Here is a 15,548-nt window from a genome sequence, read left to right as displayed (position 1 = left end):
CCGATTATGCTGTCGATGCGTTAAATAGAGCGAGTTTTGCTTTGATACGGAGCGCCAAGTTAAGCCTGCCACTCATGGATGGATGTAGGTGGTGCGAAGCTTCTGATAAACCCTGCTCAGCAGTGCCACATTGCCTGTCAGCGCACGGTAGGTTTTGTGCTGCGCGGTGAGGAGGCTGTCGGAGCCCAAATCCGACTGGGTGATGACATCGGACTGACTGATCACGTTCCTGTTGCCCACGACATCCAGAAAAGTGGGAACCACGACCGCTTTGGTTCTATCCGCCAGAAAGAACTCCGCGAAATTGCCGCCCAGCTTGGCCACTGCCATGCCCCTGCGCATGTTAGCACCTCGCAGAGAGGTGGTACCCTTCCAATAAACGCCGATCCCGGGCTTGGAGCGCTGAAAGACCATCGCAAGCGTCACGGTTATGCCGATACTGGTTGCACAGACCACATGCCCCGCCTCATGAATGGAGGCGTATTCCAAGGTTCCCACAGGCGCATCCAAGCATAAGAGGATTGAGCCCGCCACGTCCTGGCTAAACGCCAGGGGAACACAAGTCAGCAGAGTCAGGAGGATGAAAAGTTGGGTCATGGATCGGGGCAGAGTGCTGCGTTTGGCACGTGGGGGAACAGTGTTCGCGGGGTGGGTAAGGGGGGAGGGATTCATTTGGCGAGATTCCAGAAATTTAGATGGGTGCCTCCAAGGTTTCGCATGACAGTTTGAGCATATTCCTTGGTCCGGGCAAGTCTTTCTTCAGGGAGCACCTCACGGCTCACCGTGCTTCTGGCCTCAATGACCTGACTGAGGGAAGGTCTGAGGTCGGCTTCTTCAGAGAGGATCCTTGAGTTTGAGGTGTCCATGAGGGCGAGCCTTGCCGTTTTGAATCGCGTTTCAGACGTGGAGGGTGGGTATCCTGGCCGTAAAGGGTGGGTATCCTTGACGTGGTGGACCGCGTTCTCCACGTGGGAGGTGGGTATCATCCACGTGGTAGGTCGCGTTTTCCACGTGGGAGGTGGGTATCATCCACGTGGTAGGTCGCGTTCTCCACGTGGGAGATGGGTATCATCCACGTGGTGGATCGCGTTCTCCACGTGGGAGATGGGTGTCATTTCCGGAAAAAAGAGAGGTAAAAGCGGGTAAATCAGGCGGATTTGGAGGCTGTGTAAGCGCTGGTGGACCCCCGAAGTCCGCGATAGAAGCATGGTTCACCAGGGGGAAGGACGTGGGTGGTTTCCTTGAATGTGACCACGCTAGAATCAAGGAAGCATAAGGGATTCAGCGACAAAAGAGATTCTATGAAGATCTTCTTGCAGGGCACTTAATGGCATTGTGCACAATCATTCAAGAAGGTGGTTAAGCTTCATTAAGCACATCAATTGATAAAAATGATAATTTTTACTTGCTATTGTTATGGTGGATATTAAATTTCAAATGTTCCGAGGTTTCGGGACATTCAAATGATGAGTCCAGCCAACCAACCTGTTACTAACTTTGTGCGTGCTTCAGTGATGATTCACGGGCGGGCGGCCCCATGGCGCCCAGGGGTGTGTGGGAGAAAGGAATCTGATGCTGTGGCGGGCAGTCTCCGCGTTTTTGGAGCTGCCCCTCTACCCCCTGGTGGGGGTGGGACACCTGAGATGGTGATACCCGTGAGGTGATGTGGCTGGGCTGTCCGTTAAACAAATAACAACAGCCAGACCATGAAAAATACGACAACACTCCAAGCGCCCGCCTAAGACGAAGGCGGCAACCACGGCAACGGCAACGCTGCCAGCTCCACTCAAGCGGAGACTCCGAACTTCCTGCCGAAAATGCCCACGTTGCAGGACATCATGAATGCAATCGCTGCCCAGCAGCAGCCGCATTACGGGCAGGTACACTTCGACAGTGGTGCCCGCTACGCCGTGGGTGATCCGGTGCCGCTCCCGACCTCGGATGGGGCGAAGGTGAAGATGGACCTGACTCACCGCAAGACGAGCGACCGTTTGATGTACATCGAAAACCACATCACCCAGATGACGGGGAACCCGAACTACACCACGCCGCTGCCTACGGCGGTGGACTTCCTGGCGCGGTTCACGGCCTACCGGAACGCGGCACTGGCGGCGGACTCCATGGAGACGGTCTGGCGGGATGCCGTGGCGCTGCGTGACCAGGAATGGGCGCAGATGCTGGCGGCGATGAATGTGCGCGGTGCCTATGTACAAGGGGCCAGCAACGGAAACCGGCAGGTGATCCTGAGCAGCGGCCTGGGCGTGAAAAACCCACCGACACCCGCAGGTGAGCTGCCGCCGCCGCTGGGCCTGCGTGTGGACCTGAACGGCACGGTGGGCAAGATGATCCTGACCTGGAGCGCGGTGAGCGGCAACAATGGCTACCTTTTGCAGCAGGCCATCGTGGTGAACGGAGTGGTCGGCCCCTGGGAGCTGATCGAGGTGGGTGGTAAGCCGACTCTGACGCTCAATGGCATGACCGTGGGCGTGGAGTATGCCTTCCGCGTGGCGGCCATCGGCGGCAGCGGCGGCATGAGTGACTGGTCCACCGTGGTGATGCGCACGGCGGCGTAAGGAAAGACGCGGAGACTGGGAGGGTGGACGGGCTTCGTCCACCCCCCACGTCCTCGGAGGTCGTCTGGCCTGACGCGGCGACGGTAGCCTGGGCTTTCTCGCCGGTGCTTCACTGAATATCCCAACCCCACCGCGGGCAGGAGTGCCCGCGCTCCTCTCATCTGATTGTCTGAACAATCAACCTCCCCAGAACCGCCTGAAGGCGGAACTACGAACTAAGAACTCTGCTAAATAACCCGACTTTTGACTATGAAAACGCTTTCTTTAAATCCCCCTTCCTTCGCTCGGCGAGCTACGGAGGGCTCGCCCGTCTCTTTGTCCGCCTTCAATCCAGCGCTGCCGGAGGATGGCGCGCTGGTGGTGGCGGGGGTGCTGCGGGATCAGTTCAATGGTCTGGCGGGGATGATCGAGGCGGTGCCGACGATCTCCTCCGCTGTGGTGGATGCGGTGAACACTCTGCCCGCTGGTGATCCGGCGGAGGTGAGTGTGTCTGTCATCGGCGACGTGCTGCACCTGACCTTCGGCATCCCCATGGGCCAGAGCGGCCCGCCGGGAGAGGTGCAGTTGGCGACACTGAATGCAGAGATCGCGGGAACGAGCAGTAACTCGAACGCGGTCACCATGCTGAGCCAGGTGGCGGATGCGGAATACAGTCAGACGCAGATGCAGTCGCTCTTCACCAAGGTGGACGAGCTGCTCATGGCACTGCGGAGGGCGTAGAACGTAGAACGAGTTTTCAACTCGTACGCTGGTGCCCCGAGTTTCCAACTCGGGGGTGGGTGGGGCTGATGCATCCAATCGGTCGCTGAGGGTCAATCAGGGCCTTAGTGACAGGATTGACGGGATTGACATGATTGACAGGATTTTCAGACCTGTTAATCCTGACCCTCTGGTGAATCCTGTCGCAAAAAGCCCCTTTTCATTGGAGATGCCATCTCGCCCCACCAGCTGACGACTGGCAAAGTCGTGCGGTGCTCGAAGGCCACAGGGCTCAGTTCACGGTTGCCGCTTCCACCTGCGGTTCGTAGTCTGGCATCCCCACTTCATGCCAGCTCCCCGAAACAAACCCGACCTCATGGCAAAGCTGCGCGATGTGCCGCACACGCCCGGCGTCTATGTCATGCGAGATCGTCTGGGCAGTGTGATCTATGTGGGAAAGGCGCGGGATCTGCGGAAGCGGCTGAGCAACTACTTCACCCCGGCGCGCTCGAAGCTGGCAGACCGGAAGACACGCGCGCTCATCGCCAGCATCTGGGATTTCGATGTGCATCAGGTGCGCAATGAGCCGGAGTCGCTGCTGCTGGAGGGGAAGCTCATCAAGGAGTTTCGCCCGAAGTACAACATCAGCTTCAAGGACGACAAACGCTTCCTGCTCGTGCGTGTGCATCTCCAGGATGATTTCCCGCGCTTCACCCTCACCCGCATGAAGAAGGACGACGGGGCGCGCTACTTCGGGCCCTTTGCCCACAGCGGCGCCCTGCGCACGACGATCAACTGGCTGGCCAAAAAGTTCGGCCTCCGTGTCTGCCGCCCCATCCGCCCCGGTGAGCAGGACTACAAACACTGCTCCAATGACATCATCAAGAACTGCTGCGCGCCCTGCATCGGCCGAGTGACGGTGGCGGAATATCAGCAGAGGATGACGGAGGCCTGCGGCTTTCTGGAAGGCAAGGGCATGAAGGACCTGCTGGCGGTGCTGGAGGCAGAGATGCAGAAGGCGGCGGCCAAGCTGGACTTCGAGAAAGCCGCCGAGCTGCGTGACATGGTGGAGGATCTGCGCAAGACCATCACGCCGACGCGCACCTTTGAACGCGGATCACGAGCCCGAGTGATGTCCACCATCGATCCGATGGCGGATGTGAAGGAACTTCAGGAGGAGCTGGGCTTGGAAAAGCTGCCGCTCGTCATGGAGTGCTTCGACATCGCCAACATCGGCACCGCGCACTGTGTGGCGAGCATGGTGCGCTTCAAAAACGGGGTGCCGGACAACTCGAACTACCGCCGCTACCGCATCCGCGTGGTGAATGGTCAGAATGACTTCGTGAGCATGGCGGAAGTGATACGCCGCCGCTTCTCGCGCATTCTCAAAGAAGGCCGGGAGGCCATGGGTGGAGATGAGGCGGACGAAACGCAGGAGTCACCGCTCGATGCGATGGAGAGGATCGCGAAGGATGAAGCACGGATGACGAATGGCGAAGCCAGGAACAAGCCTTTTGTTCGTCTGCCGGATCTGATCATCGTGGATGGTGGCAAGGGGCAGCTCGGCATGGCGGTGGCTGAGCTTCAGAAGCTGGGGCTCGGCGGCCTGGCCGTGGTCGGTCTGGCGAAGCAGCACGAGGAGGTCTTCTTTCCAGGCGAAGCGGAGTCCGTGCGCATCCCGCATGACCTGGGTGCCTTAAAATTGCTCCAACGAATCCGCGATGAAGCTCACCGCTGGGCGAATGGCTACCATCAACTCCTGCTCGGCAGACGTGTGGAAGAGAGCCTGCTGGATGACTGCCCCGGCGTGAGCCAGAACCGCAAGGCAGCCCTGCTCAAAGTCTTCGGGTCTGTGGCGCGTCTGCGCAAAGCGAGCGCTGACGACATCGCCGCGAAAGTGCCCGGCATCAGCCGCACGCTGGCGGAGACGATCGTGGATTTCCTCGTGTCCCGCTCCTGAGTCAGAGGCTGCGCGATGTGGGATTCGCCACGTGGCCTGAGGGGCGCTGGCCAGTGCCGGGTTTGTCATCATCACCAATGTCAGCACGGGCGGCTTCGGCGAGCTTTTGCAGACGTTCGACGACTTCGGGATGCTCAGCCGAAGCTTCGTGGGCTTCGGCGAGATCATCGCGCACGTTGAAAAGCTGGAGCGGTGAGGGGGCTCGTTTGTTGACGAGGTTCGCACGTTTGGCAGCCAGTGGCAGGTAGAGCTTCCACGGGCCGCTGCGCACGGCCTGGAGTTGGTCGATGTGGTAATAAAAGAATCCTTTGTCATCCGTCGGCGACTTTGCCCCTGCTTCATCGAGCAGGAGAGGCTGGATGTTGTGCCCATCAATGGTCTGCTTTGGCAAGGCGGCACCGGTGAGCGCGGCGAAGGTGGGCAGGATGTCGAGCATGGAACACAGCTCACGGCATTCACGACCTGCGGGCACTTTGCCAGGCCACCGGGCGATCATGGGCATGCGCATGGCTCCTTCGCTGGTGTTGTAGCCCCAGCCTTGGTAGGGCGCGTTGCTTCCTTGGGGAGGTTTGCGGTTCGGGGCGCCATTGTCGGAGGTCCAGATGACGAGTGTCTTCTCATCGAGTTTCAGTCGTTTGAGCGCGGCGAGGATCTCGCCCATGGACCAGTCGAGCTCCTCCACACTGTCGCCCCAGTGGCCGTTGGCGGATTTATCTTTGAAGGCGGGGCTGGCATACGGATCACTCGTGCTGCCGGGCATGGCGTGCGGGAGGTAGAGGAAAAAGGGACGCGCTTGGTGGGTCTCGATGTAGCGGATGGCTTCCTCGGTGTAGCGCTTCGTGAGGTAGTCGCGATCCACGGGTGCCTCGATGACCTTCTCATCACGCATGAGAGGCAGCTCGGGCCAGAGGTCGGGCTTCTTGTCACGCGTCATGTCATCGCTGTAAGGGATGCCGAAGAAGCGGTCGAAGCCCTGTCGCGTGGGCAGAAACTCCGGCTGATCACCGAGGTGCCATTTGCCGATGATCATCGTGGCGTATCCAGCAGACTTCACGACTTCAGCGAGCGTGGTCTCACTGGGGTTCAGACCTTTCGCTGCGATGGGCTGGAGCACGGCTCCCCCCGTGGCGCTGATGTGCATGTTGATGCGGCGTGGATAGCACCCGCTCATCAGCGCCGCACGGCTGGGTGTGCAGACACCACTGGCGGAGTAGTAGCTGGTGAAGCGCGTGCCCTCCGCCGCCATGCGGTCCAGATTCGGCGTGCGATGTTTCGTCTGCGCATTGAAGCACTGTACATCGCCATTCCCGAGATTGTCACAAAGGACGAAAATCAGGTTGGGTTTGTCAGCCGAGAACGCAGGAAGAGTGAGGGCCAGCAGTGTCAGAATGAATCGCATCTGTGGTAAACGACATCGTCGGCCGCTTTATCACAGGCCTACCTCACGACGGGCTTCTTGGTGCGCGCAGACTTTGCGGATAAAATCACTTCGTGACCAAATCTGTCACTGGTCAGGCAAGGCTCTTCAGGCGGAGCCTGCGCCACAGACTCCCCTTCCCTCAGGAGCGCAGCCACCCCATTCATCCCCTTGGCGACGGGGACTGGAATGGGGATTTTGCGTGCTTTCATCTGCGGTAGAGGAAGGGACTGCGAACGGTGGTGCTGTGTGAACTATGCGTCGTCGGCACCATGACATTTGTTTTAATCCGACTGTAGGGTTGATTGCTGCGGTGAGACGTTGTGGGCCGGCTGCCATAATGCTGATGGGTGCCTCCGTAATAGTACTGACCGTTGTAGTAGTAGCGGTCATTGTAGGAACGGCCTTGATCGAAGAAGGACCCGTTCTCATAGCGCCCGCCTGAATAGTAGCGGCCTCCATACAAGTAGGCGCTTCCGACATAACCAGAAGGAAGCGTGTTGTATTGGCGATAGCCGACACTGGCTGAGCTGTAGCCGGGACCGTAGGAGAGATCTCCGGGAACGACACAGGAGGTCATGGCGGTGGCAGCGAAGAGAGAGAGGAAGAATGCGGAGGTGAGTTTCATGGGTGTGGGACGATTGGTGAAAAAGAGCTGGGATTAAATCCGCCCGGTGAGGAGCAGGACGACGAGGATGATGACAATCAGTGTGGCACCGCCACCGAGGTAATGATTGCCGGAGCGGAAGCCGTAGCCGCCACCGCCGAGAAGGAGAAGGATGAGGAGAAGAACGAGGATAGACATAATGTTAGCGGAACAGGGTGAGACTACGCGCGGACGCTGCATCCACGCCATGGGGTGAGTACCCCGTTTGAAAAGGCTACTTCGACAAAATGATGGGGGGCGCGTTCTTGAAGTGCTCGCGCACATGCGCTGCGACCTGGCGGTCTGTCATTTTGTCCGCCGGCTCGACATGAACGGTACATGTCTTCGCAAGGGATTCTTCGAGATGCTTGTGCAGGTGACCTTTGGCCTCGCCGGGGCCGAAGATCAGCAGTGACTGCGCACCACGGACGACGGAGAGAATCTCTTCATAATAGTGATCCAGCTCACCCGTGAACTTCCGCTGGCTGACATCGTCCGCTTCCACCTGCTGAGTCTCATACGGGGCCAGCGAACGCTTGCCGTCGATGCGTCCTGGCTGCCGGTCCGCGTGGGAAAGAATGACCTGGATATCCGCATTATCGCCAGAGCCGAGCACGATGACTGCTCTCCTTTGGTCGATCCATAATCCGATGTTCGTTTTCATGTTTGGGTGTGTGTTTGAAGTCAGTGTTGGGTTGTCGGTCGCTTTTTCGTGAAGTGCCTCATGATTGCTGTGAGAGCGTGCCAGATCGGTGAGGGCTTGATTCGTGGCCTTGTCTTGATCGAGTATCTTTTGAAGCGACTGCGCCACATCATCATACCCAAGCACGGCAGCCCAGTCCCGCAGGCAGCCGTACGAGGCGATCTCGTAATGCTCGATCTTCTGCACCGAGCCGATCAATGCGGCATTGATGACAGGAAAATCTTTGAACTGAGAGATGACTTCATGGCTCTCGTACAAAAGTGCGATCGTGGCCTCACTGGTCTTCCGGTTGGCTCTTACTTCGAGAGAGGCAAAGATCGATTCGAGAGTTGTGACGTGGCTTTGTTTCTCTTGAAGATGCGCAGTGATGGCTTCTTGCAGCTTTCCACAGGTCGCCACTTTCGCCATTTGCTGCATGGCTGTTACCAGCCTGATCTCAGCGTCGTAGATGACGGCGAGACGATCCAAAAACAGCTTCTTGAGCGTCGTCGAGGAGGTGGCAGCCTGAGCGGAGCGCCCTCCATCCGCAGACTGCTTTGTGCTGAGTTTCGCTTCGGTCTTGTCACGGATTTTTTGATTCATGGCCAGGTTCTCCTTACCGATCGTCTTTTGTGCTTGGTCCTGGAGTACTTCCAATTCCTTGGTTTTGGCCGGGAGTTGCTCGAATGTTTCCAAGTCTTGGTCCAGCCTTGGCTGTGTTTTAGGCGTAGCAGTCATGTGCTTGTGATCTTTGTGCTGGAGATGATGGCTAGCTTTGATCTGCCGTTGCCTCCTGGTCAGCAGCGGCTTCACGCTGCTCCATGTCGGCTTCTTCAGTGCCGACGTTCACCATCTCCTCAGCAGGAGTCTCATCGCTCAATGCAAGGTTTTGCTGATCCAGCTTTTCAGGCGGCTCATCCCAAACAGTGACCTCGGTGGTTTCGGGTGCGAGTTTTGTGTCTCCAATGATTTCAGGTGTGGGAGGGGTCTGGTTCATAAGCTCGATGTGGTTTCATGGTTCAGGGACGTGTGAAGATGCCTCCGTTGCCACGCCGACTGTATGGGGTGTTACCCGACCACTCAGTCCAGCACCAACGTGACAGATGCTTCACCACGCATGATCTTGGAGTAAGGGCAGGTTTTATGAGCTTGCTCCATGATGCGCTGAGCCAGATCACGCTCGATCCCCGGCAACTCGGCATGGAGTTCCACCGCGATGTTATAGCCGCCCTCGTCATCTTCCATGAGGCTCACCATGGCAGAGACCGTGGTGTCCTTGACCTCGGAGCCAAGAGTCTTGGCCGCATTAACCAATGCGCCGTTATAACAGGCCGCGTAGGCACCCGCGAACATCAACTCTGGATTCAGCCCGTGTGATTCGACGCCTTTCTCAAGTGGGTTGCCCAAGGTAATATCCAGCAGCCCCTCCGGTGACTTTAAAGTGCCTGATCGCCCAGCCTTCGAAACGACCTCAGCCGTGAAAAGTGTTTTCATAAGATGTCGATGCTAAGCGGCTCACCCCAGGGAATGCGATGGGGTGAAGCCCTACTCATGCCGCAGCGCATCAATCGGATTCAGCTTGGCGGCCCGGCGTGCTGGCGTGTTGCCAAACAGCACGCCAGCACGCCGCCTGGGTGCCTAGACTGTGTCAATCATTCGTCACGATCACCTTCAGGGCGCGCTCCCTGGCGGCGTTGCCAAAGGTGTCGTAGGCACTCATGATCTCACTCAACGGGAAACGGTGCGTGATGAGTTGCTTGGGCTGCAGCTTGCCAGAGACCACTGTTTTCATCAGCAGCGGTGTGGTCACGGCATCCACGAGCCGGGTGGTGATGGTGATGTTTCGCGACCACAGGGTCTCCAGGTGGAGCGGCACGCTTTTCCCATGCACGCCCACATTGGCGATGTGACCGCCTGCGCCAATGATGGCCTGGCACATCTCGAAAGTCTCCGCGATGCCGACTGCCTCGATGGCGACGTCCACACCTTTTCCCAAGGTCATCGCCATTGCTTTTGATACGGCATCTTCACGGTCGATGTTGATCAGCTTCGTGGCTCCTAGTTTTTTGGCGACGTCGAGCCGATGATCATCACGATCGACCATGATGATGTCTCCCGGAGCATAGAACTTCGCAGTGAGCAGTGCGGCCAGTCCGATAGGCCCCGCGCCGATAATAGCCACTATGTCGCCAGGCTTCACGCAGCCATTGAGCACACCGCATTCATAGCCGGTGGGCAGGATGTCGCTGAGCATGACCATGGCCTCTTCATCTGCATCAGCAGGGAGGTGATGCAGACTCGTATCTGCCCAGGGAATGCGGACACACTCAGCCTGGGTGCCATCAATGGTATTCCCGAGAATCCAACCACCAGCCTCACAGTGAGAACACATGCCACGTCTGCAATACTCGCACTTCCCGCACGCGGTGATGCAGGAGATGAGGACGCGATCACCCACGCGGAAGCGTGAGTTGCATGAGCCGACCTCTTCGATCACGCCAATGCCTTCATGCCCCAGGATGCGTCCCTCCGTCACCGTCGGCACATCACCTTTCAGGATGTGTAAATCCGTGCCGCAAAGAGTCGTTTTGGTGATTCGGACGAGTGCATCAGTCTCCTCTTTCAAGACGGGCTTCGATACATCATCCAGGGTCTTCTTTCCAGGGCCGTGATAAAGGAGGGCTTTCATGCCACCAGCGTTAGACGCTGCGGACAAGCGCCCGCCATGGGGTGCATACCCCAAATGAACTACTGCCGGATCACAGAATCGTCACCTGCACACTGCTCTCGATGATGCCGGTGGCGATGGCATGTCGTGTCAGTCCGGCTGTGTCGTAGATGTTCAGCTTGTCCATGAGGCTCTGGCGGTGCTTTTCGACAGTCTTGATGCTGATGTGGAGATGCTCAGCAGTCTCTTTATTGGCCTTCCCCTCGGCGATGAGCTGGAGCACTTCCATCTCGCGTGAGCTCAAGGGAGGTGGAACCTTGTCCGTGGGCAGTTCTCCACGGGCCTGGGACTTCTGCTTTTGATGGTTGCGACGCTTGGAGATGATCGGGCTGAAACAAGTTTTTCCCTGATGAACAAGGCGGATCGCTTCTGGCAGCACATGCGAGGCGGTCTGCTTGATGAGATAACCCGAGGCACCAATGGCCATGACCAGAGCGACGTAGGCGTCATCGCTGTGGGCGGAAAGAATCAGTATCTTGGTATCGGGATGGGTGTGGAGGATCTGACGAGTGGCCTCCATGCCGTTGAGCAATGGCATGGCGATGTCCATGACCACGACCTGGGGTTGCAGCTTACCGACTAGCTCGACGGCCTGGCGGCCATTCTCCGCCTCGCCGACAACCTCGATGTCATCCTCCAGTTTGAGCAAGGCCCGCAGCCCCTCGCGGACGATCATGTGGTCTTCAGCCAGCAGCACGGTGATAGGATTCATTGGGGTTCGACGAGTTTGGGTTTACTAAATTGAATCATTCATCTGTTTGTCATGGGCTGCATGGATCATGACATGACAGCACATAGCAGCGGTTCATGGGCATTTGAGTGAAGCTTCTTCGGCAGTCTTCTGGGGTATGCCACCTGCTCCTGCGCAACGGTCCACTGGGATTTCCACGCGGATCGTGGTGCCATGGCCAGGCGCAGATTCGACGCAAAAAGTGCCGCCAACCATCTCGATGCGCTCCCTCATGCCGAGCAGCCCGAGCCGGTTGTTCCTGGCCCTGGCCTGCGAGGTGCCGTCCACTTCGAAGCCCTGGCCGTTGTCTTTAATCTCCATGCTGATGAGACCATCCACTTCCTGGATGACCACATCGGCTCGACTGCCTTTCGCATGACGTGCCACATTGGTCAGCGCCTCCTGGGCGATGCGGTAGAGGACGGTGCGCATGTCACTGTCTGCCTGCTCGATGCCGGAAAACACGGTGAGCGTGACGCGGATGCCGGTGTCCTCCATGTAGCCTTTCAAAAAGGACTTCAGTGCGGGGATCAAGCCCAAATCATCCAACACGGAGGGGCGCAGTTCACGCGCGAAACGGTGTACGATGTCCACTGACTTCTCGACCAGCAGTTGAGTGCTGGTGATCTTCTTTTGCAGATCCTTCATGCTGGCTGTGGACTCGTCTTTTAGAGACGCCAGCCGCACATTGATACCCGTGAGAGTCTGGGCGATGACGTCATGCAGCTCACGGCTGATCTTCCTGCGCTCCTCCTCCTGTGCGGACAAAAGCTGTCGTGACAGATCCCGCAGCTCCTCCTGCATCTGACGTGATTTCTCCAGCAGCCGACTGGAAGTCTGCTGGCTGGTGCGCAGCGAATCCTCCACAGCTTTTCGCTGCACGATCTCCTGCTTCAGCTCCTTCACAGACTCTGCCAGTTCCAACGTGCGCTGGCTCAGCGCCTTGATCATTTGATTCAGATGCGTGTTCGCCTCCCGCGCCCCTCGATGCGTCTCCTCAATGGGCGTGAGCGCCTCGGCGAAAAAGATGCCCGCCCGGCCCATGAGACCGTCGTTTGTGCTCGAAGAGTATCCAGGCAGCACGACGGCCACCAAGGCGATCTCATGTATCCGGGCCAGATCCAGGGTTTCCAATCCCAGAGCGATGGCCTGACGCCCCAATTGACGCGCGGGCTCCAAGTCAGCCTGACCTCCCTCCTTGAGATAGGTCTGCAAGCCGACGAGGTAACGCCGCGACATATCGCTGAGATTAGGATTCATTGGGTCCGCCGAACTCATGGGCAAATCGATTGATGGTTTTCACGGAGGATACTACCAACCGCTGCGTGGTGGCGATTTCTTTGGCCAGGCCCACGTGCTTGGCTGTGGCCTCTTTCTTCAAAGACAGCAGTTTTACATGAATGCCAAGCAGAGTCTGGGCGATCTCATCGTGCAGTTGGAGACTCATTTTCTTCCGCTCCTCCTCATTCGCGGCAAGTATCCTGCGCGTCATGCCCTTGAGGTTCTTCTCCAGCAGCAGAGACTCCTTCAACAACTGGCTGAATGCCCGCTCGCTAGTTTTCAGAGCCGCCTCGGCCGCCTTGCGGGCGCTGATCCCGCGCCGCAGTTCGCGATTCGAGTCCGCCAGCGCCAGCGTTCGCTCTCCCAGCGAAGTATTCAGCCGCTTCAAATCTGCACTAGCCTGCCGCGCGATGCGATGTGTCTCTTCGATCGGCACAATCCCTTCCGTAAAAAAGGCGACTGCGCGTGCTGTCATCTCTTCCTGCACCGTGGGAGACCAGTCCGGAGAAACCAAAATCGCCAGCGCCCACTCGTGAATCTTGGCTAGATCCAGTGTTTCCAATCCGAGTGCTAAGGTCATGATCCCAAGCTCGTGCGCCGTCGGCATAGCTGCCTGCGGGTCGTTCCCCAAATGGGTGCGCAGAGCGATCAGATATTGATCCGACAGCAGGCTTAACTTGGTTTTGTTCATGTGTTTTGACCCAGCCACCTCCTCAGCGATGCCTGCCTTGGCTGGTGGATTATCCATGCCCATCCTCCCTCAGCTTCGACGGGCTATCCATGGGGTGAAACCCTACCCGACGATTCTTGGAACCGGTGATAGCGCGAGTGTACATGACCGCCCGGCATCATCTCTTCAGCTTTGCCAGAGTCTCCACCTGCTCCAGCGCCACTTGCAGCGTCTCCAGAAATTCGTTCACCTTGATCGGCTTCGTGAGATAGCGGAAGAAGCCAGCCTGCAGTCCCTGTTCGATGTCACGCGGGATGGCATTCGCGCTGAGCGCGACGATGGGTATGTGAGCTGTGGCTGGGTCCATGCGAATGATTTTCATCGCCTCGATACCACTGATGCCCGGTAGATTGATGTCCATCAGAATGACATCTGGCAAGTAACCACGGGCGAGCGCGATGCCGTCCTTTCCATTCCCCGCCGTGAGCAGTCGCATGTCTTTGCGACGTGAGATGAGTTGCTCGATCAGTTTTACGTTCGCGGTATTATCTTCGACATATAGCAGCAGGCGTGGTCGCGTCCCGGCTGGCATGGCTGACTCCACTGCGGCGTTCGGGACCGCTTTGCAAAACTCGGCGTGGGGATCCGCATCGGTGATCAGCTCGATCCAAAACACGCTCCCCTTCCCCACTTGGCTGTCCACTCCGATCTGGCCCTGCATGAGCTCCATCAGCCGCTTGCTGACGACAAGCCCGATACCCGTTCCCTCCTCACCACTGGCTTCCTGGCCTAGTCGATTGAAGGATTGAAACAACTGCGCCAGCTTTTCCGCAGACAGGCCCGCACCAGTGTCGCAGACACTGATGCGAATGCGTCCTGATTGGCTTAAAGCGCAGCCAACTGTCACGGTTCCACGCGCTCGATTGTATTTGATCGAGTTGGAAAGGAGATTGATGAGCACCTGCTTCAGGCGCGTGCGATCCGCCTTGATGAAACAAGGCTTTTCAAACTGCGGAAACGTCATCGTGATACCGCGCTTCTGAGCCAGCGGCTCGATCATGGACTGGCACTCAATCATGACCTCCATCAGGGAAACAGGCTCCAGTGAGAGTGAGAGGCGCCCTGATTCGATGACAGCAAGATCGAGGATGTCATTGATCAACTCCAGCAGATACCAGCCAGCATGGAGTATCTGGTCGATGTTCGCTTTCTGCGTGGGACTGGGCAACGGCGTGTCCGACTCCATGAGCTGGGCAAAACCGAGGATGGCATTGAGCGGCGAGCGCAACTCATGACTCATGCTCGAAAGGAAGTCCGACTTCGCGAGGTTGGCTTTCTCGGCAATGGCAGTGGCCTTTTGCAGCTCCACCGTATGCTCCTGGAGCTGCTTGGCTTGTTCCTCCTCCACCCGCTTGCGCGCGGTATTGTCCGTGCCGATCAGCAGATAGCCTAGAATGCCCCCCTGATCATCACGCAGGGCAGTAACAGAAACCACAGCCGGAAATCGGCTGCCATCTCGCCGGATGTAAGTCAGCTCATAAATGTCTTCGATGCCACGCGAGGCTTTAAACACAAGCGCCTCAAACCCAGGCGTGATCGGCGTACCAAGCTCCAAGCTCAAAGCCGCCGCACGTGCAATGACTTCCTGCGGATCAGAGATGTCCGCTGGCGTGATCTTATTAAGCACCTCTGCTGCCGAGTAGCCAAGCATCCGCTCCGCACCGACATTGAAGATCTGGATCACCCCCTTCTCATCCGTAGCGATGCTGGAAAAGTTTGCACTATTGAGGATGGCGTCCTGTAATGCACCTGTCTTTAGCAGCACTTCGTTGCGTAATACTTCAGTGATGGTCACATTCACGCGTTGTAGAGGGAAGCCTTCACTCCTGGTTGAGGCTGGCGATATGAGGCGTGGTTGACTCTGGCTGACGTGACCACAACCTTTTGTGGTTGAATGCAAGGCATGACGGCAGGCCAGATCAGAGTATTTCGTCTGACCGAAGTTCGGGCTCCCAAGCTTGCTAAAAGTCGGTAGGACATATTTTCGTAGGCTTCACAAGAGTCATGCTTTGCGGGTGGTTTGATCAGGGCAAAGTCCATGTATCTCATCATGAAGTCGATGGGGTGAAACCCCACCTTTGTCGGCTTTAGCCAGACCCCAT

15 protein-coding genes are annotated in these 15,548 nt (G+C 57.7%); 3 read left to right on the top strand and 12 right to left on the bottom strand.

Annotated features, from left to right (window positions below):
- Window positions 1–72: 72 nt before the first annotated feature.
- Complete coding sequence (locus AC6FTP_RS02825; protein ID WP_497205382.1) at window positions 73–597, bottom strand: hypothetical protein; 525 nt, start codon at window positions 595–597, stop codon at window positions 73–75.
- A 1,241-nt stretch (window positions 598–1,838) separates the two neighbouring features.
- Here AC6FTP_RS02825 and AC6FTP_RS02820 point away from each other — a divergent pair.
- From AC6FTP_RS02820 to AC6FTP_RS02810, 3 genes are all read left to right on the top strand, one after another.
- The gene (locus AC6FTP_RS02820; protein WP_497205381.1) at window positions 1,839–2,573 is read left to right on the top strand and encodes a hypothetical protein; all 735 of its coding nucleotides are present in this window, start codon (window positions 1,839–1,841) and stop codon (window positions 2,571–2,573) included.
- A gap of 249 nt (window positions 2,574–2,822) precedes the next feature.
- The gene (locus AC6FTP_RS02815; protein ID WP_497205380.1) at window positions 2,823–3,293 is read left to right on the top strand and encodes a hypothetical protein; all 471 of its coding nucleotides are present in this window, start codon (window positions 2,823–2,825) and stop codon (window positions 3,291–3,293) included.
- A 325-nt stretch (window positions 3,294–3,618) separates the two neighbouring features.
- Window positions 3,619–5,232 carry an excinuclease ABC subunit UvrC gene (locus tag AC6FTP_RS02810; RefSeq protein WP_497205379.1) on the top strand — a complete coding sequence of 538 codons (1,614 nt, stop codon included), beginning with the start codon at window positions 3,619–3,621 and terminating at the stop codon, window positions 5,230–5,232.
- Window position 5,233: 1 nt separating this feature from the next.
- Here the strand turns inward: AC6FTP_RS02810 and AC6FTP_RS02805 are convergent, their stop codons facing one another.
- The 11 genes from AC6FTP_RS02805 to AC6FTP_RS02755 form a co-directional block, all read right to left on the bottom strand.
- Window positions 5,234–6,631 (bottom strand): sulfatase family protein, encoded by a 1,398-nt coding sequence (locus AC6FTP_RS02805; RefSeq protein WP_497205378.1) that lies wholly within the window; start codon window positions 6,629–6,631, stop codon window positions 5,234–5,236.
- 226 nt (window positions 6,632–6,857) lie between these two features.
- Window positions 6,858–7,277: a hypothetical protein gene (locus AC6FTP_RS02800; protein ID WP_497205377.1), complete on the bottom strand. Its 420-nt coding sequence runs from the start codon at window positions 7,275–7,277 to the stop codon at window positions 6,858–6,860.
- 33 nt (window positions 7,278–7,310) lie between these two features.
- Window positions 7,311–7,454 carry a DUF3309 family protein gene (locus AC6FTP_RS02795; protein ID WP_497205376.1) on the bottom strand — a complete coding sequence of 48 codons (144 nt, stop codon included), beginning with the start codon at window positions 7,452–7,454 and terminating at the stop codon, window positions 7,311–7,313.
- Between the two features lie 76 nt (window positions 7,455–7,530).
- Window positions 7,531–8,580, bottom strand: a complete 1,050-nt coding sequence (locus AC6FTP_RS02790; RefSeq protein ID WP_497205375.1) for a DUF892 family protein — start codon at window positions 8,578–8,580, stop codon at window positions 7,531–7,533.
- Window positions 8,581–8,746: 166 nt separating this feature from the next.
- On the bottom strand, window positions 8,747–8,974 hold the full coding sequence (locus tag AC6FTP_RS02785; RefSeq protein ID WP_497205374.1) for a hypothetical protein: 228 nt from the start codon (window positions 8,972–8,974) through the stop codon (window positions 8,747–8,749).
- Window positions 8,975–9,057: 83 nt separating this feature from the next.
- Window positions 9,058–9,471, bottom strand: a complete 414-nt coding sequence (locus tag AC6FTP_RS02780; RefSeq protein ID WP_497205373.1) for an Ohr family peroxiredoxin — start codon at window positions 9,469–9,471, stop codon at window positions 9,058–9,060.
- Window positions 9,472–9,625: 154 nt separating this feature from the next.
- Window positions 9,626–10,666, bottom strand: a complete 1,041-nt coding sequence (locus AC6FTP_RS02775; protein ID WP_497205372.1) for a zinc-dependent alcohol dehydrogenase family protein — start codon at window positions 10,664–10,666, stop codon at window positions 9,626–9,628.
- A 70-nt stretch (window positions 10,667–10,736) separates the two neighbouring features.
- Window positions 10,737–11,417, bottom strand: a complete 681-nt coding sequence (locus tag AC6FTP_RS02770) for a response regulator transcription factor (RefSeq protein WP_497205371.1) — start codon at window positions 11,415–11,417, stop codon at window positions 10,737–10,739.
- Window positions 11,418–11,510: 93 nt separating this feature from the next.
- Complete coding sequence (locus tag AC6FTP_RS02765) at window positions 11,511–12,695, bottom strand: ATP-binding protein (protein WP_497205370.1); 1,185 nt, start codon at window positions 12,693–12,695, stop codon at window positions 11,511–11,513.
- A complete protein-coding gene (locus AC6FTP_RS02760; protein WP_497205369.1) occupies window positions 12,685–13,407 on the bottom strand; it encodes a histidine kinase in 723 nt (240 codons plus the stop codon). Before AC6FTP_RS02760 ends, AC6FTP_RS02765 begins: the two co-directional genes overlap by 11 nt.
- Window positions 13,408–13,564: 157 nt before the next feature.
- Window positions 13,565–15,247 carry a PAS domain-containing hybrid sensor histidine kinase/response regulator gene (locus AC6FTP_RS02755; RefSeq protein WP_497205368.1) on the bottom strand — a complete coding sequence of 561 codons (1,683 nt, stop codon included), beginning with the start codon at window positions 15,245–15,247 and terminating at the stop codon, window positions 13,565–13,567.
- Window positions 15,248–15,548: the final 301 nt, after the last annotated feature.

The sequence above is a fragment of the Prosthecobacter sp. genome (genome assembly GCF_044378005.1).
GTDB lineage: Bacteria > Verrucomicrobiota > Verrucomicrobiia > Verrucomicrobiales > Verrucomicrobiaceae > Prosthecobacter.
This window is presented reverse-complemented; position numbering and strand designations above follow the sequence as displayed.

Coding starts and splice junctions, on each gene's coding strand:
- AC6FTP_RS02770 (WP_497205371.1), bottom strand. CDS start 11,417: ATGAATCCTATCACCGTGCTGCTGGCTGAAGACCACATGATCGTCCGC.
- AC6FTP_RS02825 (WP_497205382.1), bottom strand. CDS start 597: ATGACCCAACTTTTCATCCTCCTGACTCTGCTGACTTGTGTTCCCCTG.
- AC6FTP_RS02760 (WP_497205369.1), bottom strand. CDS start 13,407: ATGAACAAAACCAAGTTAAGCCTGCTGTCGGATCAATATCTGATCGCT.
- AC6FTP_RS02800 (WP_497205377.1), bottom strand. CDS start 7,277: ATGAAACTCACCTCCGCATTCTTCCTCTCTCTCTTCGCTGCCACCGCC.
- AC6FTP_RS02805 (WP_497205378.1), bottom strand. CDS start 6,631: ATGCGATTCATTCTGACACTGCTGGCCCTCACTCTTCCTGCGTTCTCG.
- AC6FTP_RS02795 (WP_497205376.1), bottom strand. CDS start 7,454: ATGTCTATCCTCGTTCTTCTCCTCATCCTTCTCCTTCTCGGCGGTGGC.
- AC6FTP_RS02775 (WP_497205372.1), bottom strand. CDS start 10,666: ATGAAAGCCCTCCTTTATCACGGCCCTGGAAAGAAGACCCTGGATGAT.
- AC6FTP_RS02785 (WP_497205374.1), bottom strand. CDS start 8,974: ATGAACCAGACCCCTCCCACACCTGAAATCATTGGAGACACAAAACTC.
- AC6FTP_RS02765 (WP_497205370.1), bottom strand. CDS start 12,695: ATGAATCCTAATCTCAGCGATATGTCGCGGCGTTACCTCGTCGGCTTG.
- AC6FTP_RS02810 (WP_497205379.1), top strand. CDS start 3,619: ATGCCAGCTCCCCGAAACAAACCCGACCTCATGGCAAAGCTGCGCGAT.
- AC6FTP_RS02790 (WP_497205375.1), bottom strand. CDS start 8,580: ATGAATCAAAAAATCCGTGACAAGACCGAAGCGAAACTCAGCACAAAG.
- AC6FTP_RS02780 (WP_497205373.1), bottom strand. CDS start 9,471: ATGAAAACACTTTTCACGGCTGAGGTCGTTTCGAAGGCTGGGCGATCA.
- AC6FTP_RS02820 (WP_497205381.1), top strand. CDS start 1,839: ATGAATGCAATCGCTGCCCAGCAGCAGCCGCATTACGGGCAGGTACAC.
- AC6FTP_RS02815 (WP_497205380.1), top strand. CDS start 2,823: ATGAAAACGCTTTCTTTAAATCCCCCTTCCTTCGCTCGGCGAGCTACG.